Source organism: Serratia sp. PL7 (genome assembly GCF_945957435.1).
The window spans coordinates 25,608-51,414 of the sequence record NZ_CAMFLB010000036.1 but is presented as its reverse complement, the minus strand read 5'-3'; the positions used below and the strand labels follow the sequence as shown (position 1 = coordinate 51,414).

Genomic DNA, 25,807 nt, shown 5'->3' with positions numbered 1-25,807 from the left:
CTCTCTTGGGAGTACGCCTCTGGAGAGAGGGAACTGAGTAAACGGTCAGTACAGCTTCTGCGGTGGGCCAGCGAAGGTCAACGGCCCAACGCTTTTCATATCAACCTCTACCACCGATGGCCCTGGGTAATTAATCGCCTCTGCCAGCACGCCACCAAACTGCGCAGCATCGCTCACTTTCCAGGCTTTCAGCCCCATCGCCTCTGCCACCTGGCAGAACGCCGGAGTATGCAGTTCGTTATAATACTGGCGTCCAGAGAAATACTTGTCCTGAATGCCACGCATCACGCCATAGCCGCCGTCGTTCATGATCAGTAAGGTAATATTGGCCTGTTCCTGCGCCATGGTTGCCAGTTCCCCCAGGCCCAGCGCCAAACCGCCGTCCCCAACCAAGCCAACCACTTTACGCTGCGGGTTGGCAATGGCCGTGCCGATCGCCATCGGTAACCCCATGCCGATCGCTCCTGCCAGCGAGTGAATATTGCATAAAGGCGAAATGGCCCGGAACAGGCGGCTACCCCACACGCTGCCAGAAACGGTGATATCACGTACCAGCAGGCCATCCTGCGGCAGCGCAGCGGCGATAGCATCGTTCAGTTTGGCGTATTCACCAGACTGCTGGCGCAGTGCCGTTTCGGCCAACTCCACCGCACGGCCAATCTCGGCATCCCACTCGGCATTCACTTTCTCGCCGGGTGCCAGGCGTGCTGCCAGCGCACTCAGCAAGGCGGAACAGTCGCCATAAACCTGCTCATCCGCCAGATAATTACGGTTAGCCGCCGCCGGATCGATATCAATCTGTACCAACGGGCGCGGCAGTGGGAGTGACCAGGTACGAGTTTCGTTACTCCGCAGGCGGGAACCGGCCACCAGCGTCAAATCACACTGCGTCAGGATAGACTCAACGCTTGGCGAGTTGTGGAAGGCCCGTAGGCTGCGCGGATGGCTATCCGGTAAAATCCCACGCCCATGGGTGCTGGAGATCACTACCACACCGGCATCCGCCAACTGTTTCACCGCCTCACGACAGGCCAGCGCACCACCACCAACCCACAGTAATGGACGTTTGGCACGCTTCACCTGCTGGTAAAGACGTTCAACCGCAGCTTCATCCGCAGCAGGCAGCGCTGGAGGCTGTACCACCTTCCCTACCAGGCTGGCGGGAACCAGGCTGTTCTGAATATCGATCGGGATCTCTACCGCCACCGGGCCACAAGGCACGGTCTGAGCATCCAGAATGGCGCGCTGGATCACCGCAACCGCCTGCTCTGGCGAGTTCACCCGGTAGGCCTGTTTCGAACAGGCGCGCAGGAAGCCCAGTTGATCCTTGGTTTCGTGGATAAAACCGGCATCGGCGTCCAGATAGGCTTTCTCTACCTGACCGGTGATATGCAACAGCGGCGTATTGGCGTTCAGCGCTTCAATCATCGCACCGACGGCGTTACCGGCTCCGGCACCGGTGCTGGTCAGCGCCACCCCCAAGCCAGAAAAGCGCCCGTGGGCATCAGCCATGGTTACAGCACCTGCCTCACCGCGCGCCGGAACAAAACGGATCGCGCCACGCTGCCCAACGGCATCGGCAATCGGCAGATTGTGGATCGAGATGATGCCGTACATTGCCGCCACCTCGTACTGTTCCAACGTTCGGGCTATCGCCTCACCAACCGTAATTTTTTCGCTCATCATCTGCCTTCTTATTGTCTTTGATCGTAGGGTACGTCAGTCGCTCCAGCGGTTAGGCTGATTGCTGAGGGAGAGATACAAACTCTTTTGCTGCATATAGGCCTGGATGCCATGCAGGCCCTTTTCGCGCCCCAGGCCGCTTTGTTTAAAACCGCCAAACGGTGTGGAAATCGAGAATGTCTTGTAGGTATTGATCCAGACGGTGCCGGTTTCCAGCTGTTCCGCCAGCGCCATCGTGCGGGCAAAATCACGGCTCCAGATCCCGGCCGCCAAGCCATAGATCGAGTCGTTGGCCTGTTCGATCAGTTGCTGTTCATCATCAAACGGCAACACCACCAGCACCGGGCCAAAGATCTCTTCCTGGCAGGTGCGAGCACTGTTGCTCAGCCCTTCAATAATGGTCGGCAGGTAGTAGCAGCCCTGAGCCAACTGCGGATCGGCAGGAGCTTCACCGCCAATGAGCACCCGGCCCCCCTCCTGCTGAGCCAAGGCCACGTAGTCCGCCACGCTCTGGCGATGCTTGTGGCTGATCAGCGGGCCAAGGTGGACACCGGCTTGCAGCGGGTTACCAATACGCAGCCCGGCGGTCAGCTCGCATAAACGGGCCAACAGCGGCTGATACAGCGAACGGTGCACAAACAACCGTGATCCGGCGATACATGCCTGCCCGGCCGAGCTGAAAATGCCGTAGCAGATGCCACGTGCCGCCTGTTCCAGATCCGCATCTTCCAGCACGATAGTGGGCGACTTGCCTCCCAACTCTAGCGATGTAGGGATCAGTTTTTCTGCGGCAATATGTGCCAAATGACGGCCAGTGGAAGTCCCGCCGGTGAAGGAGATCTTTTTCACCAACGGATGGCGAGCCAAGGCTTCACCAATCACCGACCCCTTGCCCGGCAATACGCTGAGTAATCCGGCAGGCAAGCCTGCCTGTTCAAACAGTTCGGCCAGCTTCAGCGCCATTAACGGCGTGGCTTCTGCCGGTTTCAGTACCACCGCATTCCCTGCCGCCAGCGCCGGAGCCACCTTCTGCATTTCACTGGCAATCGGTGAGTTCCACGGCGTGATCGCCGCTATTACGCCCAGCGGCTGATACTGGCTCAGCGTCATCGCATCACGGTTACGCTGGGTAGGAAGTTCACCCTCCAACACCTCGCAGGCCGCAGCAAAATAGCGAGCCGTAGCTGCCGCACTCATGACCAGACCACGGGTTTCCGCCAGTGGTTTGCCATTGTCACGGGTTTGCAACTGCGCCAGAGCTTCCACTTGTTCAGTAATCAAATCGCTAACGCGATGCAGGATCGCCGCACGCTGATGCGGCACCAATCCACGCCAGCTCGGCTCGCGCCAGGCTTTTTCTGCCGCCGCAACCGCCTCATTCACATCCTCGACGTTCGCCGCTCGCAGGCGAGCATTCACGCTGCCATCAGCCGGGAAAACCGAACTCATCTCTTCGCCACGCCCTTCGCACCAGCGGCCGGCAAGAAAAATCTTTAACGTTTCCATGCTTTGCTCCTGCCATTCAGGCAATAAAACCGCCGTCCACCAAACTGCGGCAGGCTTGTACCGCACTCAGCGCCGCCAGCGTTGATGTTTTCGGGTTGCTGGCCAGCGGGTTGCCGCACAGCTCAATCTGGAACTCGCCAAACTGGCCACACACCTGTAGGCGGTGAGTATTACGTTGAGTATGCGGATCTACCTGCAAGCGTACCCGCGTGGCATCCATCCCCAAGCCATGGAGCGCAATGGTGGCCGCTACGTTGGCGTTGGCTGGGAACATGCTTGCGGCTTCCCGCGCCGACCCCTCAAAGAACACCTGGGCTTCGCTGACCGCATCCAGATTAATCATTTTTTCCGCCGGGCTGCCGCGCCAACTGGCCGGGCTTTTGCTGGACTGATAGGTCACGCTGTCCAACCCGCCTTCCCGCGCCGAAGCCAGGCCATCCATACCCGCCACCGCACCAGACAGCACGATCAGCCGCCCGTGGTAACGTGCGCAGGACTGCTGCAAACGCTGCTGCAATGCGGCATCTGCCAGGGCGCCAGTAGAGATCACTGCCAGCCGCCAGCCACGTTTAACGATGGCCTCACCAAACTCGGCGACCGCCTGCTGGCTAGCACACTCCAGCACCAAGTCAGGTTGCCCGGTACACTGGTCAGGATGGGTCAAAGCCTGCACCTGCCCGGCAAATGCGGCGTCGATCTCGGCATGATGCGCTTCCCGTGCCACGATCCAACCGACTGCCACGCCCTCCGGCAGGCGCGCCAGCACCTCTTTTGCCATCGCGCCATAGCCAATCATCATGATCTTCTTCATCTTTTCAGTCCCGTCAGAGATGGCGATTGAAGCCGCCGGAAACGTCCAGCGCCGCGCCGGTGGTAAAGGAGGACATCGGGGAGGCTAAAAACAGCAGCGCCCGTGCCGGTTCCTGCGGTTTACCCAAACGCCCCATCGGGATGCCACGCCGCTCGGCAATCGCCGCCGTCCACTGTTCCCAGCTTTGTTGTTGATCCTGGCGCTCGGCGAAACGCCGCCGCCATTGGCCCGACTCCACCATCCCCAGCAGGATGGAATTGACGCGGACTCCTTTGCTCACCAGCTCTTTGGATAAGGTCAGCGTCATATTGAGCAACGCGGCACGGGCTGCCGAGGTGGCAATCATGTGCTCTTCCGGCTGCAGGGCCAGCAGTGAGTTAACGCAGGTAATGGAGGCGATATCCGAGCGCTCCAGCGCCGGTAAAAAGGCCTGCACCGGGTTGATCACCCCGAACAGCTTCAGCTCAGCCTCATGTAACCAGGCCTCGCGCGGCGTCTGATCGAAATGCGCCACAAACCCCTGCCCGGCGTTGTTGATCAACATATCCACTGCGCCAAAATGCGTGCTGACCTGCTCGGCAAACTTGGCAACCTGCTCGGCGTCGAGCACGTCGCAGCGTAACGCCAGGATCTCCGCCTGCGGGAACTCTTCACGCAGGCTGGCCTCGGCGCTGGCCAGTTTGTCCTGATTGCGGCCACAGAAGGCCACCTTCGCCCCTTCGGCCAGCAGTAAACGCAGCGTCTCAAAACCGATCCCCGAGGATCCTCCGGTGACCACCGCCACTCGCCGCTCAATCTGAAAATTCATGGTTGGATTGCCCCCGTAAAGTCCTGCAAATAGCGGTTAAACAGCGCTGGCGCATCGAGATAGCTGGCATGCCCCGCCGCATCAATCAGACGCATTGTCGCATCCTGCTGTTGTGCCAACGTTGCGGCCCCCTGCGGTGGCGTGATGCGATCGACACTGCCACACCACACCTGTAACGGGCCGCGATAGCGCACCAGGTAGCGGTTGATATCGTCATTGGCCAACATCCAGGCGGCGCTGAGAAAACCGGCCGGATTAAGTTGCTGCATGCCGCTGCGTACCCAGGCAATATCCTGCGGATCCGCATCTTCACGTAACAATGCTGCCGCACGCTGTTCGCCGTAGCCCTGTGGGCCAAGCGTTTCGATCATCTTTTTGCGTTGGCCATATACCTGCTGGCGTTTTTCCAGCGGCGCTGTGGCATAGCCCTGAGCCGGATCGGCCAGTACCAGCCCTCTCAGCCCATCCGGGTTGGCAGCGGCAAAGGCACTGCCGATCAACGCACCGAGCGAATGCCCCACAATCAACGGCTGTTGTAACTGCAACTCGGCGATCAACCCCGCCAGCGCGTTGGCATAAGCAGCAGCATCTGGCTCTGTCTGTGCCAACGCTGCACTACCGCCATAACCTGGAGCATCCCAGGCAATCAGGCGGTGGCCGTCTGTCAGGGCGCGATCGCTGAACTGCTTCACCCACGAAGCAGAACCGGAACTGATGCCATGCAGCAGCACAACTGCCCGGCCATGCCCGGCTTCGCGCCAACTTAGCCGCTGGCCTCCACAATCCGCCTGCTGGCGTTCCGGTAAGCTGTTCATCAGTTACGCTTCACTTTCGACAACGGGTGATCGGCCGGGTAAGTCGGGGTTTCCGGCTTGGCAGTACCGAGCATCACGCACATCAGAGCTTCTTCTTCACCGTGATTGAACAGGCCGCGATAAACCCCCGCCGGAACAGAAATCAGATCGCGCTCTTTCAGGATGGTTTCGTAATACTCTTCACCGTCCTGGATCATCAGTGTGATCTTGCCTTTGAGCATAAAGAACACTTCTTCAACGTCGTCATGCAGGTGTAATGGCCCCTCACATTTTGACGGCAGCACCATGGTGGAGAAGGTAAAGTTCCCCGCCGGAATGGTGTTGGTGTCGCTGACTACGCCAGTGGCACCGGTGCCGATATAGCGCATCTGCGCCCGGCGGTATTTCGGATCGTAATCGGCCTGGAACTTCAGTGCGTTCCAGTCATACTTACGGCCTTCAAAACGGGCGATACGCGATTCCACCCACTTTTCCATTGTCAGATCCTGCGGCTTGATGCCGGCTTTATTCTCAACCTGGGACATGTTGTCTCTCCTTCGTTGCATCAATACTTATTCAGTAACGGCAGCAGAATGGCGCAGCCGACAAAGGCCATCACCACCAGGAACAGCAAACCGTTATCCATATTGCCGGTGGCGGCGATCAGAGCCCCCATCAGCACCGGTGCCAATGCGCCGGCAAAATTACCCAATCCGTTAAATACCCCACCAGCGGTAGCGCTCACCCGGCTGCTGGTGGCCTTGGCCAACAGCGCGAAGATGTTTGGCGCGCCGGCTCCCCACATAAAGGTGCTGAAGGACATGGCGGCGATCACGCTGTAGGTGCCCTGCATATACAGAACGACACCTAAACCGATCCCTGCACCGCACAGCGAGATGAAACAGGCCAACGCTCGGCGATCCATCTTGTCCGACAGCCAGGCCCCTACCACCTCGCCAAGCAACATGGCAATAAACGGCAGTGACGACAGGTATCCGGCGTGCTCCAGATGAATGCCTTTGCCTTCGATCAGATAGCTCGGCAGCCAGCCATTCATACCCCACAGGTAGGTGAGAAATGCGATGTTAAACAGGCAAATCATCCAGAAATGTGGCGTGCTGAACAGTTCGCGGCGCAGTTGCTTGCGTTCGGCAACGGCCGGTTTACTGGTGGTGCTGGCCGCCGGGCGTGCCACGTTCAGGTGACGCATGCCAAACAGCACCAGCAACATCACCGGCACGGTCAGAAACGCCATAAAGAAGAAGGTGGTTTCCCAGTTAAAGCGGCTGAGAATAAACAGCGTGACCGGGAAGCCCAGTGCCGCGCCAATCGGAGTCCCCAGCAGCCACAGCATGGTGGCACGTGCCTGGAGGCGCTGCGGAAAAGCCTGGCGCACGATGGCATAGGCCATTGGCAACAACGGCCCTTCGGCGATGCCCAGCAGGATACGCAGCGTCATCATGGTGTGATAAGAGCGCGTCATCCCCATCAGCACCATCAGTACGCCCCAGGTCACCATCATGCCAATCAGCACTTTGACCGGATTGAGCCGATCGCCAATGCCGCTCAACAACATCGAAGAGAAGCCGTAGGAGAACAAAAAGGCACTCATCAGCAGCCCGAGCCGGGTGGGATCAAAGCCGATGCCCATCGCCTGCTGAAACTCGTGGTCAGAAAACAGCGCGGCAATGCTGATCTTGTCGAAAAACGCCAGTAACACGCAGGCAAACAGGGCTGCCGGCACCGACCAACGCACGCTGGTTGGCGAATTTTCGGCAACAGCATCCCCCACCCGACCGCTGCGGGCGTCGATATCTTGCGTAGTCATAAAACGCTCCCTTTGGGTCGGGCGTTATTTCAACGCCATCAGAGAAAATTCCACATCCGCCAGTTGCTGCGGATCCAGTACCCGGCCGCTGGCCAGCCAGCGTTTACCCAGCTTGATGGTGCGTGCGTCGTTAAACGCGACCAGTTGCACCAGTTGCCGATCGGCATTCAGGGTGAAGAACAGTTGTGACTGCGGCGTGCGGCGCACTATCTGGTGAACGCCGCCGGTAGGAACGCCCAGGATTTGGATATTGGCGTCGTATTGATCCGACCACAGCCAGGCAACATCATCGTAAGGTGCGGCAAACGCATCCAACATGGCGCAAGCGGTGCTAATCGCCTGATTCTGTGCGTAGGCCCAGGATTGCAGACACAGGCCGAGGGTTGGATGGCGCGCAACATCGCCTGCGGCAAAAATGGCCGGATGGCTGGTACGCCCTTGTCCATCTACGACGATCCCGCCTTCAAGCTTCAGCCCTGCGCTGTGGGCCAGTTCCAGATTCAACTCAACACCGATACCGACAACCACCAGGTCGAAGGGCTGCACAGCACTGCTGGCACTGCCAATCCAGGCTTCACCATCGCGATCTTCAAGCGTGATCTCGCCGCAGTCGCAATGCACGGTGACGCCCTGCTGTTGATGCAGTTCCAACAACGCCTGGGAAACGCTGGCCCCTACGCTGCGCATACACAACGCGGGTTGGCGCTCAAACACCGTCACGTCAACGCCCAGCTTGCGGGCCGAGGCGGCAATCTCCAGCCCAATCCAGCCCCCACCCACAATCGCCAGCTTTTGGCATTGTTGCAGGCCCTGGCGCAGGCGTGCCGCATCATCCCAGGAACGTAAGGTCATTACTCGCGGGTGCTTGGCCCAGCTGGCATCCGGCAGGCGTGGTCGGCCACCGGTCGCAATCAGCAGTTGATCGAACTGCAGTTGGCTGCCGTCGCTGAGCGTGACGATTTGCTGCTGTCCGTCGATGGCTTCGGCACGTAGCGGACGATGCCAATCGATATTCATCCCGGCCACCACTTCTTCACTGAACAGGCGGCTGAGTGGCGCACTACCATCCAACAGCGCCGCCTTGGAGAGCGGTGGGCGTTCGTAAAAATCATAAGGCTCGTCACTGATCACTGACAGCCTGCCGTTGTAGCCGCGATCGCGCAGCGTTTTCGCCGCCCAACCACCAGCTTGACCGCCGCCGATAATGACAATGCCTGCACGGGTTGGTTGGCTCATACCGCCCCCGGCTTCTTATGTTGGCGGCGGGTATCGTGATCGATACCGCCTTCGACCGCCCATTCGGTAAACGACACCAGCGAATGCTCCAGCTCACGCGGCTGCCAGTTTTCCGTCAGGTAGTCATCATTGGTGTAATACTCAAAGGCACCGCCGGTCGGGCTGTTGACGTACCAAAAATAGGCCGAGGAGATCGGATGGCGGCCTGGGCCAATAAAGGTGCTCCACTGCTCTTTATTCATCGCGATGCCACCGCCGATCACCTCATGGATATCGCGTACGGTGAAGGCGACGTGGTTCAGGCCCCGTGGGCGGTTAGGCAGTTTCAGCAGGAACAGGTTGTGATGGCCACCGCGTGCCTGGGTGCGCAGGAAGACGGCGCGGTCGATATAGCGGTCGGAAACCTGGAAACCGAGCAGATCGCAGTAGAAGCGCTCGGTAGCAGCCAAATCCTCAACGAAGAACACTACGTGGCCAATATTGACCGGCTCGGCTTTGGCATAAACCGGGCTTGGCTGGTCGATGCGGCGTACATCGCCCCATTGGTTGATGGGCGAAACGGGCAGCTCCACCGGTTGCTGCGCCGTAACGGCAAAACGCAGCGTCATACCGTTGGGATCGCGGCATTCCAGTTCTTCGCCAACGTGGCGGAAACCAGGCATCTGCGCCAACAGGGGCTGCAACGCAGCCAGCGCCGCAGGGCTTTCAACTGCCCAGGTCATGCGGCGCAGGGTTGAACCCGCCTCAAACGCGGCCGGTAAGACCTCGCTGTCTTGCGGATACAGCACCACGCTAGCACCGCTCAGCGTGGTAAATTCACGGCGCGGTTCGCCCCAATGCTGTAGCGTCGGTTGCAGACCGAAGTCTTGCATGAATTTTTCGCACGTTGGCAGATCTTCGACGCCAAATTCCAGCTTTTCGATTCCGGTTATGCTCATTATTGTGCCTCACGTTCTCGCTGAATGCGTTTTTCAGGCATGATCGACCCCGGCCCATGAAGCTCATGAGTCTTATCCCTGCCTGAGTGATTGGTAGTGGGCGAATAGCGTCGCCCAGATAACAAAGCGTTTGGCCGGTTAGCCGACGTTAGCCTGCGGTGGCGCGCCTAACAGGCCCGATATTTTCACTGCGGCATCCCGGACTTCCATACGCAACCGCTCACGATCCGCCTTTGGGATCTCATCGGACGGCACCATAATGCTGACCACCGCTTCCACCCGCTGTTCGCGGTTAAAGATCGGATAGACGATCGAGGAAATGCCGTGGCGGTAGAAGGATTCGCCAATCACATAGCCACGGGCCTTATCCTGCTGCACCATCTGCCACAGCGCTTCGCGATTGGCCGGTGTCCCCGGCGCCGCATCGGGCAAGGCTTCATGCGGGAACAGGCGTTCAAACTCTTCCCGGCTGGTGCTGGTCAGGAGCATCCGGCCAAGCGAGGTGCGGTGAACCGGTAAACGGGTGCCCACGCTGACCTGGTTAATCTGCGAGCCAGCCGCGCTGACGCGGGCGATATAGATCACGTCATGTCCATCGCGGATCGCCAGATGGCTGCTGCATTGGCTACGATCGCGCAGCTGCTCGATCACCGGTTGGCCAGCCTGGGCCACGTCCAGCGAGGCGATATATTCAAAGCCCAGACGCAGTACTTTGATCCCCAACGCAAAGGTGTTGGTGCGTGGATTGCGCTCCAAAAAGCCCAGATGCTCCAGCGTTTGCACCACGCGGTAGGCGGTTGCCTTTGGCATATCGACCAGGCGATGTAATTCTGCAAAGGTCATTTCCTTATGCTGCTCGCCGAAGGCCAGCAACAGTTGTAACCCGCGATCCAGCCCCGGGATCAGATATTTACACGCTTGGTCGTCTGCCATGTGCTGCTCCTAAAATGTTTGCCTGTCCGTCAGGCGGTCAGTTAAACACGAAACCACCGTTGACCGGTATCAGTTGGCCGGTGACAAAATCCGCCAGCGGCGACAGCAGATAGAGCACGCTACCGGTCACATCGTCCGGATGCTGTGCACCTGCCAGTGCCCGGCCTTGCTCATACAGCTGATGCCGTTCGGCAGGGACGTATTCGGTCGCTTCAACGCGCGTCAAGCCCGGTGCAATGGCGTTGACGCAGATGCCCTGCGGCCCCAGCTCACGTGCCATGGAGCGGGTCATCGAGATGATCGCCCCTTTGCTCGCCACATAGGCCATCAGTTTCGGCGCCCCCCACAAGGCGGTATCAGAGGCAACGTTGACGATTTTGGCATGCGGCGTTTGGGCTAATAATGGCACCGCCGCCTGGCTCACCAACCAGGTCCCCCGCACGTTGACCTGCATGACCTTGTCCCACAGTTCAATGTCGTATTCCATCATGGTCTTGCCACCGACACCGGTTGCCATCGCAGCGTTGTTCACCAACCCGTCGATCGCGCCGCCCTTGGCAATCGCACTGAATGCCGCAGTGATGGATTGCGGTGAAGCCAGATCGATAACCTGAGCTTCAACCTGTGCCCCCTGCTCACGCAGGCTGGCGGCGCTGTCCTGCAACTCTTCCGCCAGGATATCGCACATCACCACGCTGGCCCCGGCCTGAGCCACTGCAGCGGCAAAGCTGCGCCCCAGTCCACGCGCCGCTCCGGTGACTACGATACGTTTCCCTGCCAGCAAGCCGTTCACTGTGCCGCCTCCAGCTCGCTAAGCGTTGCCAGTTGCTTTTGTGCCTCTTTCTGCATCATACGGCGCAGGCGGGAGAGGCCCACGTCATGTTGATACAGGTATTCACGACCACGCGCGTTCGGTGCCATGTTCTCCAGCACGATGCGATCCTGCTCCAGTACGTCCCAGTGCAGTTCTTCCAGACGGTTGCGGTACATAAAGCGCCATGCGTCACGCTGCCAGTCTTTCACTTTGCGGATACGCCAGAAGAATACCCGGCAGTGATCCTTATCTTCCGGCACCACCATGCCGATGATCCAGAAGTGGCCGCCTGGCCCAAAACGCTTTTTGTAAGGGATCGACAGGCGCATCCAATAGGCACCGCTGCTACCAAATTCGACCCAGTCGAAGTTCACGCCAATCTGGCCGTTCTTTTTAAAGATGAAACCGCTGTCGGTGGGTTCCAGCGCCATATCGGCCTTGCGATCCCCTTCCGCCATCGAATGCGATGAGGAGTGCAGGTAAGTGCCATGCATCGGATCCATCACGTTTTCCAATGCGTATTGATAGTTGCAGTCCCAGCTGGCGGTACACAGGAAGTTGCTGTAGTTGGCCTCATCCGCCAGCTCTTGCGGGAAGTTCAGTTCGGCAGGCTGTTCATCGGCAGTGACGCCGAAATACAGGAACACCGCGCCATAAGCCTCTTTCGCCGGGTAGGATTTCAGGCATTTCTGCCCTACCAACGGGCAGCGGTCTACCGCTGGCACATCTTTAACCTCGCCATCGCCACCAACTTCAACGCCGTGATACCAGCAGGCAATGCGATCGCCAAGGTTCCAGCCCATCGACAGGCGAGCGCCACGATGCGGGCAACGATCTTCCAGTGCGTGGATCGCCCCTTGTTTATCGCGCCACACCACGATCTGTTGTTCAAGACGGGTGATGCCCACCGGGTTGTTACCCACTTCCCAACTGGCCAATACCGGGTACCACATACCGCGCAGGCCCTGATCCAGATAGTCTTGTACCGTCTGCGCGGAGGATGTTGTGTTTGCTGTCATTGTCCTTCTCCCTGTGCGGCTCAGAAACCGTTGACGTGTAGGAATTCGCGGAACGTGGCTTCATTCCATGGCTGACCACTGCGATCGAACAGACGACGCTGATTGAGCGCACTGACGATCTGCTCCAGCTCCTCCGCCCCTTGCTCGAAGATCTCTTCCAGCGCGGCTACCAGTGAGGTTTCAAACCCGTCTGGCACACGTGCCCGGGTTTGCCAGATCACATTCTGAAACTGGCCGGGTTGGTGGATTTGGCCGTTGCCGCCCTCACGCGCCGGGATCACCTGTTGGGTATCCGGCAGCCAAGGGTTGAAATCGGTAATGTGCTGCATGCTTATTCCTCCGCGATAAAGGTGATTTGGATTTGATTGTCGATCACCCGGGTAGGGTAGGTTTGCAGATCTCGGCCACCGGGTTCGCGCAGGCATTGGCCGCTACGCACATCGAACACCGCTTCGTGCAGTGGACACTCCACTTTTCCGTCATCGACAAACCCTTGGCTGAGCAAGGCATAGGCATGCGGGCAAACGTCTTCCAGCGCGTAATATTGACCGTCGATCAAATAGACGCCGACCTCTTTTCCCTCAATGTTGGCGGAGAAAGGAAAATCTTCTTTAACTTGAGACACTTCGCACACGTTCTTCCAGCTCATTGCTTCTGTCCTCTATCTGATTGTTTCATATATGAAACTCAGTTTCTTATTTAATACAGTCACTATAGATATGGCGAATCTTTCGTCAAGCCGGCAAAGGGAAGAATGTTAATGATTGGTTATTTTAAAGTTACAACTGCGGAGTGGATCACGAAAAAATGCAGCGGGGGTGTAAACAAAGCAAAACGGCCCCAGTCATCAAGACTGAGGCCGTTTAATTAGCAGTGATTGGCAGAAAACGCCGACTTAGCGCCCTTTCTTTTTGCGCCCCGGCTGAGCAAAACGCTTACGCGCCGGTGCTTGACTGCCCGCTTTATCCGCGGTTTTCTGCCCGCCACTCGCCGGTTTTTTCACCGCAGGCTTGGGCTTGGCCGCTTTCTTCGCAGGTTTAGCCTCTGAAGATGAGTCTTCAATCAACTTAAACAGCTCAACCAGTTCGTCATCCGTCAAATCGCGCCATTCCCCTAACGGTAGCCCAGACAGGCCGACGTTCATGATGCGGGTGCGCTCCAGCTTGGTCACTTCATAACCGAAATGCTCACACATACGGCGGATCTGGCGGTTAAGCCCCTGTACCAGCACGATACGGAACACAAAGGGCGCTTCTTTCTTCACCTTGCATTTTTTGGTCACCGTGCCCAGCATCGGCACTCCGGCACCCAAACCACGAATAAAATCGTCGGTTACCGGTTTGTTGACCGTGACCAGATATTCCTTCTCGTGGTCGTTACCGGCACGCAGGATCTTGTTCACCAGATCGCCGTGGTTGGTGAGGAAGATCAGCCCCTGCGAATCTTTATCCAACCGCCCGATCGGGAAGACACGGGTGCTGTGGTTGACGAAATCGACAATATTGTCTTTCTCACCGTCTTCGGTGGTGCTGACGATACCCACCGGCTTGTTCAGCGCAATAAAAATCAGATTGTCTTCGTTACGGGGTTCAATAAGCTGCCCGTTAACCTTGACCACGTCGCCAGCGAATACCCGATCGCCGAGCGCTACGCGCTTACCGTTGATAAAAACATTGCCCTGTTCGATGTAACGATCGGCATCGCGACGCGAGCAGATGCCGCTCTCGCTAATATATTTGTTGAGGCGTATAGATGGTTTAGTCAGCACGGTTCCTCCGTAAACGCGAAATACACTTTATCTTCACGGCAATATTTTCATGATGGGTTGACGGGTAAGGGCCGCTGCCAAGCGGGCGCAGCATACCGCGCCCCTACGGTCGACTATGTGCGACCCCTACCCATTCAGCAAACTGATTTAGCCCTGCTTTTTGGCCGCTTGCAGATACAACATTTCCAGGCCCAGCGTTGCCGCTGCCAGTGCGGTGATCTCAGACTGGTCGTAAGCCGGAGCTACTTCTACCACATCCATACCGACAATGTTCAGCGATTGCATACCACGCACCAGTTTCAAGGCGCGATCGGAGGTCAGGCCGCCGATCACCGGGGTGCCGGTGCCAGGTGCGAAAGCCGGATCCAGGCAGTCGATATCGAAGGTCAGATAAACCGGCATATCGCCAACGATCTGTTTGATCTGCGCCAGCAGATCGTCCACGCCACGATCGTTAACCTGCGCAGCATCCAGTACGGTGAAGCCGTTGTCACGATCGAACTCGGTACGGATACCGATTTGCACGGAGTGATTTGGATCGATCAGGCCTTCGTTCGGCGCATGGAAGAACATGGTGCCGTGGTCAAACTTGCTGCCGTTGGCATAGGTGTCGGTATGGGCATCGAAATGCACCAGCGCCATTTTACCAAAATGCTTGGCATGCGCGCGCAGCAGCGGCAGCGTCACGAAGTGGTCGCCGCCGAAAGAGAGCATGCGTTTGCCAGCTGCCAGCAGTTTTTCTGCGTGCGCCTGCAGCTTGTCGCTCATATCCTGGGCATCACCAAAGTTGAATACTACGTCACCACAGTCGACCACGTTCAGACGATCGCGCAGATCAAAGTTCCACGGCCAGCGCGCCCCTTCCCATGCCAGATTGGTAGAAACCTGGCGGATCGCCGCAGGGCCATGACGCCCACCGGCGCGGCCGGAGGTAGCCATATCAAAAGGAACACCGGTGATCACCCACTCTGCATCGCTATCGTAAGGCATAAAGTTCAGCGGAAAGCGCAGGAAACCAAAGGCGTTGGACACTAAGGAATTATCGGGCTGATGGCCTAAGGTACTCATATTTACCCTCATTTTTCAACGGTTCGCCCGTAGCCGGACGCTTGGGCGGTAGCAAAAAAAAAATCCCTCCCGCGTCGTTAGCCCGACGAGAAAGGGATTTATTCGATGTCTGTTTCAATGGGTAGATTATCGCCGCAATTGGCTCACTCTTCAAGGTGCCCGTTGTCAGCAGATGCACAAGAAGGAACAACCAACCTGCCAGCATCGAGTTCGACTACGCGATCGGCAGAGGCTATCGTCTCGGGCCGGTGAGCAATCAGCAGGATGGTTAAGCCCAGGTTGCGCAAAGTGCTGCCGATCAGGATTTCATTGGTGACATCAAGATGGCTGGTTGCCTCATCCAGGATCAGTAACCGTGGGCGTTTATATAATGCCCGAGCCAACAGCAGGCGCTGCTTTTGGCCCCCCGACAGCGAATTACCCATTTCCCCAATCAACGTCTGGTAGCCCATCGGTAACGCGATGATATCCTCATGCAACTGAGCCAGTTGAGCACAGTGTTGCGCCCAATCCAGATCGCTGTGTTGAGAAAAAAAGGTGATGTTGTCGAGTATTGCCCCACGAAATAGCCGATCCTCTTGCATCACCGCGCCAATCATTTGGCGAACCTGCCCATATCCCGCGCGGTGATGCTCGATGCCAAACACCTGCAACCGCCCTGCCGTTGGCGGGTAAAGCCCCAGGAGGAGCTTGGCCAAGGTGGTTTTCCCGCAGCCAGAACGCCCTACCAGTGCCACCACCTCTCCAGGCATGATTCGCAACGCCGCTCCTGCCAAGATATCGTTACCTCCCTGGCCGTAGCTGAAGGTGATATTTTCCAGTTCCACAACTGGGCGATCCTCTCTCTGCTTGGGGAAAGCTACGGTAAGAGATTCTGCCGTCTGAGCACCGCCCTCCTTCTGGGTCAGCACAATATCTGCCAGCCGTTCGTTATAGACATCCAGCATTCGCCAGGCAAACGCCTTATCGATCAGGCCATTGATGCTGGCGGAAAAACGCCCTTGAAATGACATATACGCCACCAGCATGCCGATCGAGAACGAGCCCGACAGCACCGCATTGGCACCAAACCACAGCACCGCCGCGCCCACCAGGCTACCAATGACCTGGTTAATGATGTCGTAGCCGATGGCCAGCTTATGCTCACGCAGTTGGCTATTGCGCCTGGCGATATTCAGGTTACGCCAAGCTGATTCCCGCTGGGCCAGCGCTCCGTTAACCCGCAGGCTGAGCATGCCATGCAGCGTTTCCAGAAAGTGGCTTGATTCCAGGGTGCCCGCCGTCCAACTGTCCTCTGCTGCCCGGCGCAGGGTGCGAAACCATAGCACGCGTAATAAGCCGTATATCAGCGCTGCGCCTAGCGCCAGCATGGATAACGACACGCTGTAGAGCAACATCATGCCCAAGGTACCGACCACCAGCAATACGTCCAGCATCGCCTCAAGGATGCTGGTGGTGAGCGTATCCTGAATGGTATCGACCGCATCAAACTTGGCGCTGACGTTACCAATGTCACGCTTCTCAAACCAGTCGATCGGCAAACGCAGCAGGTGATGGAACACGTTGGCCGTCCACTGCATATTGAAATTGACCGCCATGGTGATGGTGGCCCATTGCCGGGCCAGGCCAATCAACGTCTGGGTCGCACTCATCAGCAGCATGGCAATGACAATCAGCACCAACAGGCTATCATCCAGCGCCACCAGGACTTCATCGATCACGATCTGATTGATCAACGGGCTAAGCAGGGCCAAGACTTCCAACGCCAGGGCAAAGCAGAAAATGCGCGCCAGCGCAGCCTTCAACCCTACCGTCTTGCCAACCAATTCCGTTAGCCGCACTTTCTTGCGTTCATCACGCTGCTCAAAGTCATGGGTTGGCGTCAGTTCCAACGCGACACCGGTAAAATGACGGTTAGCCTGTACCAACGACATGTTAACCACCCCGCATGCCGGATCGTGCAGTTCGATCTCGTTACCTCGTACCCGTTTAAGCACCACAAAGTGGTTGAGATCCCAGTGCAAAATGCAGGGTACGGTCAGTTGGCTGAGTTCCTCCAGCTCTAAACGTACCGCACGACCTGTTAATTTCAGGATCTGAGCGCATTCCATCAAATGCACGAAAGTCATGCCCTGCGTCGAAACACTGAATTTTGCTCGCAAGCTGGGGAGGTCAATACGGTAACCGTGCCAACCGGCGACCATCGCCAGGCAGGCTACCCCACATTCCGCCGACTCGGTTTGACGGATCAACGGCAAGCGGTGGCGCCAATGCAAATTCAGGTGCAAATGCTCGGTCCATTCCATGGCTATATTTTTCCTTGCAGGCTCCATAACGGTTCCAGCAGCCATTCATATAGCCGCCGCTTGTCCAGCTCGATATCTGCGGCCACCACCATCCCGGTGCGCAATAATTCCTGGCGGCCATACACGGTCACGCTGGGTTTATCTGGCACGACAATCACCCGGTAATGCCCCTCATTTTCTTTCCACACCACCGGGTTATGTGACATGACATCTGTCGGGCTGAGGCTGATGCGGGTCACCTCCCGCGTCGTGCCATACTGCACGCCAAATTTTTCATAGGGATAGGCCGCGAAACGCAAGCCAACCCGCTGATGAGGTTTGATAAACCCAACGGACTTGCTGGGCGCATACAGCTCAATCTGCATTTGGGCCGCCTGTGGCACCAGCGTTAACAGCGGCTCATTTTGGCTGACCGTTTGCCCCGCCTTGACCAGCACCGCGGCAACACGCCCTGCCACCGGGGCAGCCAGCGTGCTCTCCTCCTGCGATTGCAGCTCTATCTGTTGTTGCCGGATCCCTTGTAGTAACCGGTCCAGCTCCACCCGGCGGCTTTGCCCCTGCTGCAACAAACTCCCCTGATCCGTTTCAACCGAGGCCAACTCACGCTTCAGGCGCTGTTGTACCTGCCGCTGGTTTTCGACATAACCTTCCGCGGCCGCCAGTTCGATCTGCTTTTGCTGATACTCAAGCTCGGAGACATACTTCTGCCGCACCAAACGTTGATAACGCTCCATCATCGAGCGGGTTAACTCCGCCTGGCGCAGTGTCTGCTTCAGGGCCTCATCGGCACTGCGCAGTTCATCCTTCAGTTGGCTTGCCCGCTGCCGTAATCCCTGTATCTGCAAGGTATTGGCGGCAACTTCCTGATGCTGTTGCTGCACCAACATCTGATACTGCTGCGCCAGGGAGTTTTTTAGCGTCGCCAAGGTGGCCAAACCCTTGCCGTCATAGCGTTCGCCACTTAGCCGATAGAGTAATTGGCCTGCTGCAACCTCATCGCCTTCGTTAATCAGCAATGCTTCAACCCGTCCTTGCGTACGCGCAACCACTTTGACTACCCCGGTTGAAGGCATCACGACACCTTCCAGACGGGCTTTACGGGTATATTCACCCCCGATTAAAAAAGCGATTAATGCAGCCACCAAGAGCACGCTGGCACAGGCATAAAGCGTCATGTTCGGGCTGGGGGAAATCAGAATCCCTCCTTCGGCTCGCGTGGCCTGGGCAGCTAAATAGGCCTGGCGGTAGAGACGCGTCACGTGATTGAAGCAGCCAATTTGATCGTCTTAACGGCGATATAATGTTGTTCTGGCAATCTATTATTAACCATAAATATTACCGTTCCCTATAACTGAAGTTAATAGCGATTATTACCAATCGACACTTGAGCATTAGTTATTTAATTAAAGGTGACAGACTGTTATTTACTTGATTTTAGAACAGAGATTTTCTTTAACAAAGAAATTACCAAAATAAACAGAACAACTCAACAATATCGTCAACTATTATTAATTGATTGATAACGTAAAATAAATAAGTAAAAGCCATCTCCGAGGAGATGGCTTGAGGCTACTGGGAAAACTCCACTGGCTAATATATTACAGCAAAGACTCTTATTAATTAACCAGCACCGGTTCTGCACGATATTGCGTTGGGAACAGTTGCTGTAGCTGTTTTACCTTTGGCAAATCATTCACCACGATATAGGGTTGATCTGGGTTAAGCGTGAGATAGTTTTGATGATAAGCCTCGGCAGGATAAAAATGACCATTTTCCTCAATGCGGGTCACCAGTGGTTTGGCAAAGCGCTTACTGGCATCCAACTGTGCAATATAAGCCTTGGCAACCTGCTGTTGTGATTCCGTCAGAGGGAAAACGGCTGAGCGGTATTGTGTGCCGCTGTCCGGCCCCTGGCGATCGAGCTCGGTTGGGTTGTGTGCTACCGAAAAATAGATTTGCAGCAGTTGGCCATAGGAAATCTGCTGTGGATCAAAGGTGACCTGCACCGACTCCGCATGGCCGGTATCCCCTCCGCTGACGGCCTCATAATTAGCCGTTTGTGCCGCACCTCCGGTATAACCGGATATGGCATTGGTCACGCCTTTAACGTGCTGGAAAACCCCCTGCACGCCCCAGAAACAACCGCCGGCAAAGATCGCGGTTTCCGTACGCGATGTCGTCGGCGCTTCGTCTTTTACCGGCGAAGGGATCGCTACCGCCGCCTCAGCATCACCCAGTGGCCAGGCAACGCTTTGTAAACAGAACCCGGCGGCAACCAATATCGCGCCCCATATGCCGTATTTACCTAGCGATGGCAGCTTTTTGTCTACGTTTCTCATGTTATTCCTCACTATTCTGGTTAGGCCGAGCTTGGCGTGAACAACATGGCGATGCCATTCATGCAGTAGCGCAAACCGGTGGGTTGTGGGCCATCGTCAAATACGTGCCCCAAATGCCCGCCGCAGCGACTGCAATGCACCTCTTCGCGGACCATGCCCAACGTTCGATCCTTGCGCGTCGCCACCGCCTGTTCGAGGGGTTGCCAGAAACTGGGCCAGCCGGTATGGCTGTCAAACTTGGTGTGGGAAGAAAACAGCGCCTGCTGGCAACCCGCACAGGCAAACTGACCATCGCGGTGCTCATCGTTAAGTGGGCTGCTATAAGGGGGTTCCGTACCTTCCTCGCGCAAAACCGCATATTGGCTGGCTGAAAGCCGTTGCCGCCATTGTTCTGCGGTATAGTTGACGGCAAACGACTCCGCCATCGCCGAACGAGAGAAAAGTGCAGGCAGCAGGCCCACGGCATAGGCCACAGAGAGTGCTCCACCACCCAGAATAAAATACCGTCTGTTGATCATCATCGTTACCTCTGGTGCTATTCACCGACAATGACAAACTACAGAGAAAGTCGTGACCAAATCCTCACGGAGAGTTCACAAATTTGTGATAACTGAGAACACGCCATTAAGACGTTGAAAGTTTAAATGGATTTTCTAATTTGGCGGGGTTCGGGCTAAGAGGGAAAAATGAAGGGGCGCAGCCTCTGCCGCGCCCCTGGATAGAAAGTATGTCAGCTTATCGGGATAGTTTACTCATCTTCGAGATAAGTATAGCCATACAGACCGGCCTCAAACTCTTCGACAAATTGCGCCTGCAACTCCGCGTCAAGATCGGTTTCTTTCACCTGATCGCGGAATTTCGCCAACAGCGCGATCGGATCGAGCTGCACGTATTCCAGCATGTCGGCTACGCTATCGCCTTCATCAGACAGCTCGGTTTCTACGCTGCCATCAGGGAATACAAACACGTCTACCGAAGCCGTATCGCCAAACAGGTTGTGCATATTGCCCAGGATTTCCTGATAGGCACCAACCATGAAGAACCCCAGCAGAGGTGGGTTTTCCGGATCGTACGGAGGCATCGGCATGGTGGTGGCTACGCCGTCACCGTCAATATAGTGATCGATGGTGCCATCGGAGTCACAGGTGATATCCAGCAATACCGCACGACCTTCCGGCGGCTTGTCCAAGCCTTCCAACGGCAAGACCGGGAACAGCTGATCGATACCCCAGGCATCCGGCATCGACTGGAACAGTGAGAAGTTGACGTAGAACTTGTCCGCCATCCGCTCCTGCAATTCGTCAATGATTGGCCGGTGCGCACGATTGCTTGGATCGAGCTGCTGCTGGATCTTGTTGCAGATGTTCAGATACAGCTGCTCGGCATAGGCACGCTTGGTCAGATCCAACATGCCATGAGCATACTGGGTATGTACATCGTGCAGATCCATCTGGCTATCGTGCAGCCATTCACGCAACGAACGACGGTTCTCCGGCTCGTTCATTTCCTGCCAGGTTTCCCACATGCTTTCCAGCGCGCGAGGTGCATCTTCGACCGGAGGAACCGGCTCACAGAATTCGTTGCGCTCCACGCCAATGACGTTGGAAACCAGCACCGTATGGTGGGCGGTTACGGCACGGCCAGACTCGGTGATCACCGTTGGATGCGGCAGGCCATGCTCATTACAGGCATCACCGATCCCCCAAATCACGTTGTTGGCATATTCATTCAGGCCGTAGTTGACCGAACAGTCGGACTGCGAACGGGTGCCTTCATAATCCACACCCAAACCGCCACCCACGTCGAAACATTGAATGTTTACGCCCAGCTTATGCAGCTCTACATAGAAACGCGCAGACTCACGAACGCCAGTGGCGATATCGCGAATGTTGGCCAACTGAGAGCCCAGGTGGAAATGCAGCAGTTGCAGGCTATCCAGGCGGCCCGCTTCGCGCAGGGTTTCCACCAGCTTCAATACCTGAATGGCTGCCAGACCGAACTTGGATTTTTCGCCACCGCTCGACTGCCACTTACCTGCCCCTTGTGAGGCCAGGCGGGCACGCACGCCCAGGCGTGGGATCACATTCAGGCGTTCAGCCTCTTCCAGCACCATCTGGATTTCCGACATCTTCTCGATCACCAGGTACACCTTGTGCCCCAGCTTTTCACCGATCAGCGCCAGACGAACGTATTCACGGTCTTTGTAGCCGTTACAGACGATCACCGAGCGGGTCATACCAGCATGGGCCAGTACCGCCATCAGTTCCGCCTTGGAACCCGCTTCCAGCCCCAGTGGTTCACCGGAGTTGACCAGTGATTCAATCACGCGGCGATGCTGGTTAACCTTGATCGGGTAAACCAGGAAGTAGCCACCTTCATAGCCGAAGGATTCACGTGCACGTTTGAACGCGGCGTTAATGGAACGCAGGCGATGCTGCAAGATCTGCGGGAAGCAGAACAAGGCAGGCAGGCGCTGGCCATCTTTTTGGCGCTCTTTCACCAACTCGGCGAGATCGACGCGCGCATGCGGGACGTCTGGGTCCGGGCACACGCTGATGTGGCCCAGCTCATTGACGTCAAAGTAATTGTTGCCCCAGTAGGCGACGTTATAAGTGCGCAGCATCTTGCTGGCATTACGATCATTCATGGCAACCTCCTGCATGGAGCGTAAAGATAAATTATCACCCGCTACTGACGGGCGTTGGATCGGCATATCTTCAGACATTACTCGCCTCACCTTGCATACTGACGATATAGTCAGCCACTATCGCAGCTACAACCCGCGAGAACAACCCGGAAACACCCCATTTTAGCAGTGAATTCACCTGCCGTTCGTGGTCAGCGATCGGTTTATACCCAATAGATTTATTGTAAGACACCCTGTTCAAACCTCGTGAATCGGGTAAAGAATCATCCCACAGGAGAGCTGCAGGCTACCCTTGTTCAGTGCTTCAGACAGCCGTTAACCGGCCCGAGAATCCTGAGTAGCGCCCAGATGCGTGTAACATCGGGTAGATGGTGTAGAGACAAGACGGGAAATAGCACAAGAATGCGCGCCAGAACGGCACTGCTGTTGAGAACCAACAACCAGTAGACAACGGATCATTAATCCAACCACCTCCACGCATGCCGCTCGCGATGAACGACAAAGCCTCTATATAGTATAAGAACATGAACGTTCAATGAAGCGGCGGCCCCATTAGTGGGTACCTACGGTAGATCATGGCGCGGCGTTGCCGGGGTTTACAGAAAGTTTCAATTTTCTGCAACACGCTGTGCACCAAATGAACCGCGCGCGCAGTTTATACCGGACCCCCGGGCAAAATGCAAAATGAAAATTCGCCAGAAACTGTTTCAAGCGATGAAAATGGCGGCAAGCGGTTTGCCCAAAAGAGCGTTAGGGCAAAAAATTACTGGCAATCCGGCTAAAGGCTGACCTAAAATAGACGTCCAGATGTTAATCCATCTATACCGATTAACTGATAAACTGCTTAACGGCTTTGCCTGAGGGGCGTTGCAGGATGCATCTCGCCATCAGCGGAAGACCCTTCGCTTTGATGCCCGGATCTCCAGCGCTGTGCAGTAATTTCCAACCCGTCTTTTGCAAGGTAAAGAACACCATGGCTAAACACCTCTTCACGTCCGAATCTGTTTCAGAAGGACATCCGGATAAAATTGCCGATCAGATCTCGGATGCCGTTCTTGATGCCATCCTGGAACAGGATCCAAAAGCCCGCGTAGCCTGCGAAACCTACGTGAAAACCGGCATGGTGCTGGTTGGCGGCGAGATCACCACCAGCGCCTGGGTCGATATCGAAGAGATCACCCGCAAAACGGTGCGCGAGATTGGCTATATCCATTCCGATATGGGCTTTGATGCCAACTCCTGTGCCGTACTGAGCGCCATCGGTAAACAATCACCGGATATCAACCAGGGTGTTGACCGCAGCGATCCGCTGGAGCAAGGCGCTGGCGATCAGGGCCTGATGTTCGGTTATGCCTCTAATGAAACCGACGTGTTGATGCCTGCACCAATCACTTATGCCCACCGGCTGGTTCAACGCCAGGCCGAAGTGCGTAAAAATGGCACCCTGCCTTGGCTGCGCCCAGATGCCAAAAGCCAGGTCACGTTCCAGTATGACGATGGCAAAATCGTCGGTATTGATGCCGTGGTGCTGTCCACCCAGCATTCCGATGATATCGCGCTGAAAGATCTGCAAGAAGCGGTGATGGAAGAGATCATCAAGCCGGTACTGCCAGCCGAGTGGCTGACCGCAGGCACCAAATACCACATCAACCCAACCGGCCGTTTTGTTATCGGTGGCCCAATGGGTGACTGTGGTCTGACCGGCCGTAAAATCATCGTTGATACCTACGGCGGCATGGCCCGTCACGGTGGCGGCGCGTTCTCCGGCAAGGATCCTTCCAAGGTTGACCGCTCTGCAGCTTATGCGGCGCGTTACGTGGCAAAAAACATCGTTGCCGCAGGCCTGGCAGATCGTTGTGAGATCCAGGTGTCCTACGCTATCGGCGTAGCGGAACCGACTTCCATCATGGTGGAAACCTTCGGTACCGAGAAGATCTCAACCGAGCAACTGACCCTGCTGGTGCGTGAGTTCTTCGATCTGCGCCCATATGGCCTGATCCAGATGATGGATCTGCTGCAACCGATCTACCGTGAAACCGCAGCTTACGGCCACTTTGGCCGCGAACACTTCCCATGGGAAGCGACCGACAAGGCAGCCCAGTTGCGTGAAGCGGCTGGCTTAAAGTAAGCCTGAGCGTTAGACCTAACAACGGCGAGCCTGAGGCTCGCCGTTTTCGTTTGTAGACTAAACATAGTCAACCGGATCGATAACTCACGGAGTCTTCTGAACTGCACCACTCAAGGTTAACTGTAAATTTACTTTCATGTTATCCGAGGGAGAAAAATGAGCAACGCTGTTTCGAATAACGGCTTTGCGCTACAGTAGCCCTCCAATTTCCAGCCGGATGGATAACATGCCAACCGTGGTTTCTACCGAATCTTTCAGCAGCATCATCCATTTTGTGACGGCTGCAAATTCAAGTAGCTTTACTCAAGCTGCTGAACAGCTAGGTGTGTCCAAATCAGCAATTGGAAAAAGCATTCAGCGTCTGGAAAATAACCTCGGTACGCCTCTATTCCATCGCACCACGCGGAAAATCAGCCTTACGACAGAAGGAGAAGCATACCTGGCAAGCTGCCAGAGTGCGCTAGAGACATTACAGATGGCCGAGATGGCGTTACGTTCGAAACTAACGGAACCCGTAGGCACAGTCAGAATTGATCTTCCTGCTGCCTTTGGCCGTTCGGTCATGATGCCGGTGTTGATGGACATGACGAAACGCTATCCCCACCTGAAACTGACCATTACCTTTAATGACCGGATCATCGACCCTCTGGATATAGGTTTTGATCTCGCCATTCGTTTCGGGGCGGTTAAAGATACCACCGACCTTGTAGCCCGCAAGCTGAATGAGCAGCACCTGATTATCTGTGCATCGCCAGCCTATCTTTCTGCCTATGGCACGCCTGAAACCTTAGCCGAACTGAGTATCCATCGCTGTATTTTAGCCTGGCGCGGCGGAGCACCTTTAAGCTGGTTGATTCGGGATGGTGAAGGGAAAGACGTCAGACTTAAACCCGCACCTTTTCATCAAATCAGTGATGGCGACGCTATGATAGATGCCTGTATCGCCGGAGCCGGTGTGATTCAATTTCCGGAGGCGTTACTAAGACCGCATATACAGAGTGGTAAATTAGTGCCAATACTTGAAGCATACAACCCCTCACCAACCGAATTGAATGTCATATGGCCTCGAGCCCGTCATCTGCTACCAGGAGTACGCTTTATCATTGATGAATTAATCGCGTTAGCCGCACAAAAAACCTTCGGCTAATTGTAGATTTTTATTCTACGCTGTGTGCTCTTTT

Annotated in this window: 24 protein-coding genes; 2 read left to right on the top strand and 22 right to left on the bottom strand. The window is 56.2% G+C overall.

The window, feature by feature from the left end; translation table 11 throughout:
• Nucleotides 1–45: 45 nt before the first annotated feature.
• The 22 genes from N6G83_RS50045 to N6G83_RS49940 form a co-directional block, all read right to left on the bottom strand.
• The gene (locus N6G83_RS50045; protein WP_173410111.1) at nucleotides 46–1,683 is read right to left on the bottom strand and encodes a thiamine pyrophosphate-binding protein; all 1,638 of its coding nucleotides are present in this window, start codon (nucleotides 1,681–1,683) and stop codon (nucleotides 46–48) included.
• Nucleotides 1,684–1,719: 36 nt separating this feature from the next.
• The gene (locus N6G83_RS50040; RefSeq protein WP_065684507.1) at nucleotides 1,720–3,189 is read right to left on the bottom strand and encodes an aldehyde dehydrogenase; all 1,470 of its coding nucleotides are present in this window, start codon (nucleotides 3,187–3,189) and stop codon (nucleotides 1,720–1,722) included.
• 16 nt (nucleotides 3,190–3,205) lie between these two features.
• Entirely contained in the window at nucleotides 3,206–4,000 is a 795-nt protein-coding gene (locus N6G83_RS50035) for an aspartate dehydrogenase (RefSeq protein ID WP_024528295.1), read from the bottom strand.
• A 13-nt stretch (nucleotides 4,001–4,013) separates the two neighbouring features.
• On the bottom strand, nucleotides 4,014–4,808 hold the full coding sequence (locus N6G83_RS50030) for an SDR family oxidoreductase (protein ID WP_024528296.1): 795 nt from the start codon (nucleotides 4,806–4,808) through the stop codon (nucleotides 4,014–4,016).
• Nucleotides 4,805–5,623, bottom strand: a complete 819-nt coding sequence (locus N6G83_RS50025) for an alpha/beta fold hydrolase (RefSeq protein ID WP_211134635.1) — start codon at nucleotides 5,621–5,623, stop codon at nucleotides 4,805–4,807. Before N6G83_RS50025 ends, N6G83_RS50030 begins: the two co-directional genes overlap by 4 nt.
• Complete coding sequence (locus N6G83_RS50020; protein WP_021179767.1) at nucleotides 5,623–6,147, bottom strand: cupin domain-containing protein; 525 nt, start codon at nucleotides 6,145–6,147, stop codon at nucleotides 5,623–5,625. The genes N6G83_RS50025 and N6G83_RS50020 overlap by 1 nt, the downstream gene beginning before the upstream one ends.
• Nucleotides 6,148–6,167: 20 nt before the next feature.
• Complete coding sequence (locus N6G83_RS50015; protein ID WP_021806229.1) at nucleotides 6,168–7,430, bottom strand: MFS transporter; 1,263 nt, start codon at nucleotides 7,428–7,430, stop codon at nucleotides 6,168–6,170.
• A 24-nt stretch (nucleotides 7,431–7,454) separates the two neighbouring features.
• Nucleotides 7,455–8,666: an NAD(P)/FAD-dependent oxidoreductase gene (locus N6G83_RS50010; protein WP_211134634.1), complete on the bottom strand. Its 1,212-nt coding sequence runs from the start codon at nucleotides 8,664–8,666 to the stop codon at nucleotides 7,455–7,457.
• Nucleotides 8,663–9,604, bottom strand: coding sequence for a VOC family protein (locus tag N6G83_RS50005; protein WP_021806231.1), 942 nt, complete (start codon nucleotides 9,602–9,604; stop codon nucleotides 8,663–8,665). Before N6G83_RS50005 ends, N6G83_RS50010 begins: the two co-directional genes overlap by 4 nt.
• Nucleotides 9,605–9,742: 138 nt before the next feature.
• Nucleotides 9,743–10,537 (bottom strand): IclR family transcriptional regulator, encoded by a 795-nt coding sequence (locus N6G83_RS50000; protein WP_021806232.1) that lies wholly within the window; start codon nucleotides 10,535–10,537, stop codon nucleotides 9,743–9,745.
• A gap of 37 nt (nucleotides 10,538–10,574) precedes the next feature.
• Nucleotides 10,575–11,330, bottom strand: a complete 756-nt coding sequence (locus tag N6G83_RS49995) for an SDR family oxidoreductase (protein WP_186579078.1) — start codon at nucleotides 11,328–11,330, stop codon at nucleotides 10,575–10,577.
• Nucleotides 11,327–12,370 carry an aromatic ring-hydroxylating oxygenase subunit alpha gene (locus tag N6G83_RS49990; RefSeq protein ID WP_074029686.1) on the bottom strand — a complete coding sequence of 348 codons (1,044 nt, stop codon included), beginning with the start codon at nucleotides 12,368–12,370 and terminating at the stop codon, nucleotides 11,327–11,329. Before N6G83_RS49990 ends, N6G83_RS49995 begins: the two co-directional genes overlap by 4 nt.
• 20 nt (nucleotides 12,371–12,390) lie before the next feature.
• Nucleotides 12,391–12,699 carry a recombinase-like helix-turn-helix domain-containing protein gene (locus N6G83_RS49985; protein ID WP_024484370.1) on the bottom strand — a complete coding sequence of 103 codons (309 nt, stop codon included), beginning with the start codon at nucleotides 12,697–12,699 and terminating at the stop codon, nucleotides 12,391–12,393.
• Nucleotides 12,700–12,701: 2 nt separating this feature from the next.
• Nucleotides 12,702–13,019, bottom strand: a complete 318-nt coding sequence (locus tag N6G83_RS49980; RefSeq protein ID WP_021179759.1) for a Rieske (2Fe-2S) protein — start codon at nucleotides 13,017–13,019, stop codon at nucleotides 12,702–12,704.
• Nucleotides 13,020–13,265: 246 nt separating this feature from the next.
• Nucleotides 13,266–14,138, bottom strand: coding sequence for a 23S rRNA pseudouridine(2604) synthase RluF (gene rluF / locus N6G83_RS49975; RefSeq protein WP_024528301.1), 873 nt, complete (start codon nucleotides 14,136–14,138; stop codon nucleotides 13,266–13,268).
• Between the two features lie 147 nt (nucleotides 14,139–14,285).
• Nucleotides 14,286–15,206 (bottom strand): agmatinase, encoded by a 921-nt coding sequence (gene speB, locus N6G83_RS49970; protein ID WP_024484368.1) that lies wholly within the window; start codon nucleotides 15,204–15,206, stop codon nucleotides 14,286–14,288.
• A 143-nt stretch (nucleotides 15,207–15,349) separates the two neighbouring features.
• The gene (locus N6G83_RS49965; RefSeq protein WP_211134632.1) at nucleotides 15,350–17,512 is read right to left on the bottom strand and encodes a peptidase domain-containing ABC transporter; all 2,163 of its coding nucleotides are present in this window, start codon (nucleotides 17,510–17,512) and stop codon (nucleotides 15,350–15,352) included.
• Nucleotides 17,513–17,514: 2 nt separating this feature from the next.
• Nucleotides 17,515–18,585, bottom strand: a complete 1,071-nt coding sequence (locus N6G83_RS49960) for an HlyD family secretion protein (protein WP_260524245.1) — start codon at nucleotides 18,583–18,585, stop codon at nucleotides 17,515–17,517.
• Between the two features lie 543 nt (nucleotides 18,586–19,128).
• The gene (gene msrA / locus N6G83_RS49955; protein ID WP_211134631.1) at nucleotides 19,129–19,851 is read right to left on the bottom strand and encodes a peptide-methionine (S)-S-oxide reductase MsrA; all 723 of its coding nucleotides are present in this window, start codon (nucleotides 19,849–19,851) and stop codon (nucleotides 19,129–19,131) included.
• A 20-nt stretch (nucleotides 19,852–19,871) separates the two neighbouring features.
• Nucleotides 19,872–20,372 (bottom strand): peptide-methionine (R)-S-oxide reductase MsrB, encoded by a 501-nt coding sequence (msrB, locus tag N6G83_RS49950; RefSeq protein ID WP_226906451.1) that lies wholly within the window; start codon nucleotides 20,370–20,372, stop codon nucleotides 19,872–19,874.
• 227 nt (nucleotides 20,373–20,599) lie between these two features.
• Nucleotides 20,600–22,576 carry a biosynthetic arginine decarboxylase gene (gene speA / locus N6G83_RS49945; protein WP_024484363.1) on the bottom strand — a complete coding sequence of 659 codons (1,977 nt, stop codon included), beginning with the start codon at nucleotides 22,574–22,576 and terminating at the stop codon, nucleotides 20,600–20,602.
• Nucleotides 22,577–23,326: 750 nt separating this feature from the next.
• A complete protein-coding gene (locus N6G83_RS49940; protein ID WP_158006211.1) occupies nucleotides 23,327–23,473 on the bottom strand; it encodes a hypothetical protein in 147 nt (48 codons plus the stop codon).
• Between N6G83_RS49940 and metK the strand changes: the two genes are divergently transcribed.
• Together metK and N6G83_RS49930 are read left to right on the top strand one after the other, a co-directional pair.
• The gene (gene metK / locus N6G83_RS49935; RefSeq protein ID WP_021179751.1) at nucleotides 23,472–24,626 is read left to right on the top strand and encodes a methionine adenosyltransferase; all 1,155 of its coding nucleotides are present in this window, start codon (nucleotides 23,472–23,474) and stop codon (nucleotides 24,624–24,626) included. The two genes, N6G83_RS49940 and metK, sit on opposite strands and share 2 nt — an antisense overlap.
• A 226-nt stretch (nucleotides 24,627–24,852) precedes the next feature.
• A complete protein-coding gene (locus N6G83_RS49930; protein WP_211136845.1) occupies nucleotides 24,853–25,773 on the top strand; it encodes a LysR family transcriptional regulator in 921 nt (306 codons plus the stop codon).
• Nucleotides 25,774–25,807: the final 34 nt, after the last annotated feature.

Excerpts from the sequence above, each read along its gene's own strand:
- N6G83_RS50035 (WP_024528295.1), bottom strand. The coding sequence starts at position 4,000 with ATGAAGAAGATCATGATGATTGGCTATGGCGCGATGGCAAAAGAGGTG.
- N6G83_RS49985 (WP_024484370.1), bottom strand. The coding sequence starts at position 12,699 with ATGCAGCACATTACCGATTTCAACCCTTGGCTGCCGGATACCCAACAG.
- N6G83_RS50015 (WP_021806229.1), bottom strand. The coding sequence starts at position 7,430 with ATGACTACGCAAGATATCGACGCCCGCAGCGGTCGGGTGGGGGATGCT.
- N6G83_RS50020 (WP_021179767.1), bottom strand. The coding sequence starts at position 6,147 with ATGTCCCAGGTTGAGAATAAAGCCGGCATCAAGCCGCAGGATCTGACA.
- msrB (WP_226906451.1), bottom strand. The coding sequence starts at position 20,372 with ATGATGATCAACAGACGGTATTTTATTCTGGGTGGTGGAGCACTCTCT.
- msrA (WP_211134631.1), bottom strand. The coding sequence starts at position 19,851 with ATGAGAAACGTAGACAAAAAGCTGCCATCGCTAGGTAAATACGGCATA.
- N6G83_RS50025 (WP_211134635.1), bottom strand. The coding sequence starts at position 5,623 with ATGAACAGCTTACCGGAACGCCAGCAGGCGGATTGTGGAGGCCAGCGG.
- N6G83_RS50030 (WP_024528296.1), bottom strand. The coding sequence starts at position 4,808 with ATGAATTTTCAGATTGAGCGGCGAGTGGCGGTGGTCACCGGAGGATCC.
- N6G83_RS50005 (WP_021806231.1), bottom strand. The coding sequence starts at position 9,604 with ATGAGCATAACCGGAATCGAAAAGCTGGAATTTGGCGTCGAAGATCTG.
- N6G83_RS49980 (WP_021179759.1), bottom strand. The coding sequence starts at position 13,019 with ATGAGCTGGAAGAACGTGTGCGAAGTGTCTCAAGTTAAAGAAGATTTT.
- speB (WP_024484368.1), bottom strand. The coding sequence starts at position 15,206 with ATGAGTACCTTAGGCCATCAGCCCGATAATTCCTTAGTGTCCAACGCC.
- N6G83_RS49965 (WP_211134632.1), bottom strand. The coding sequence starts at position 17,512 with ATGGAATGGACCGAGCATTTGCACCTGAATTTGCATTGGCGCCACCGC.
- N6G83_RS50010 (WP_211134634.1), bottom strand. The coding sequence starts at position 8,666 with ATGAGCCAACCAACCCGTGCAGGCATTGTCATTATCGGCGGCGGTCAA.
- N6G83_RS49990 (WP_074029686.1), bottom strand. The coding sequence starts at position 12,370 with ATGACAGCAAACACAACATCCTCCGCGCAGACGGTACAAGACTATCTG.
- N6G83_RS50040 (WP_065684507.1), bottom strand. The coding sequence starts at position 3,189 with ATGGAAACGTTAAAGATTTTTCTTGCCGGCCGCTGGTGCGAAGGGCGT.
- N6G83_RS49960 (WP_260524245.1), bottom strand. The coding sequence starts at position 18,585 with ATGCCTTCAACCGGGGTAGTCAAAGTGGTTGCGCGTACGCAAGGACGG.
- N6G83_RS50000 (WP_021806232.1), bottom strand. The coding sequence starts at position 10,537 with ATGGCAGACGACCAAGCGTGTAAATATCTGATCCCGGGGCTGGATCGC.
- N6G83_RS49940 (WP_158006211.1), bottom strand. The coding sequence starts at position 23,473 with ATGGTGTTCTTTACCTTGCAAAAGACGGGTTGGAAATTACTGCACAGC.
- N6G83_RS49930 (WP_211136845.1), top strand. The coding sequence starts at position 24,853 with ATGCCAACCGTGGTTTCTACCGAATCTTTCAGCAGCATCATCCATTTT.
- N6G83_RS50045 (WP_173410111.1), bottom strand. The coding sequence starts at position 1,683 with ATGAGCGAAAAAATTACGGTTGGTGAGGCGATAGCCCGAACGTTGGAA.
- speA (WP_024484363.1), bottom strand. The coding sequence starts at position 22,576 with ATGTCTGAAGATATGCCGATCCAACGCCCGTCAGTAGCGGGTGATAAT.
- metK (WP_021179751.1), top strand. The coding sequence starts at position 23,472 with ATGGCTAAACACCTCTTCACGTCCGAATCTGTTTCAGAAGGACATCCG.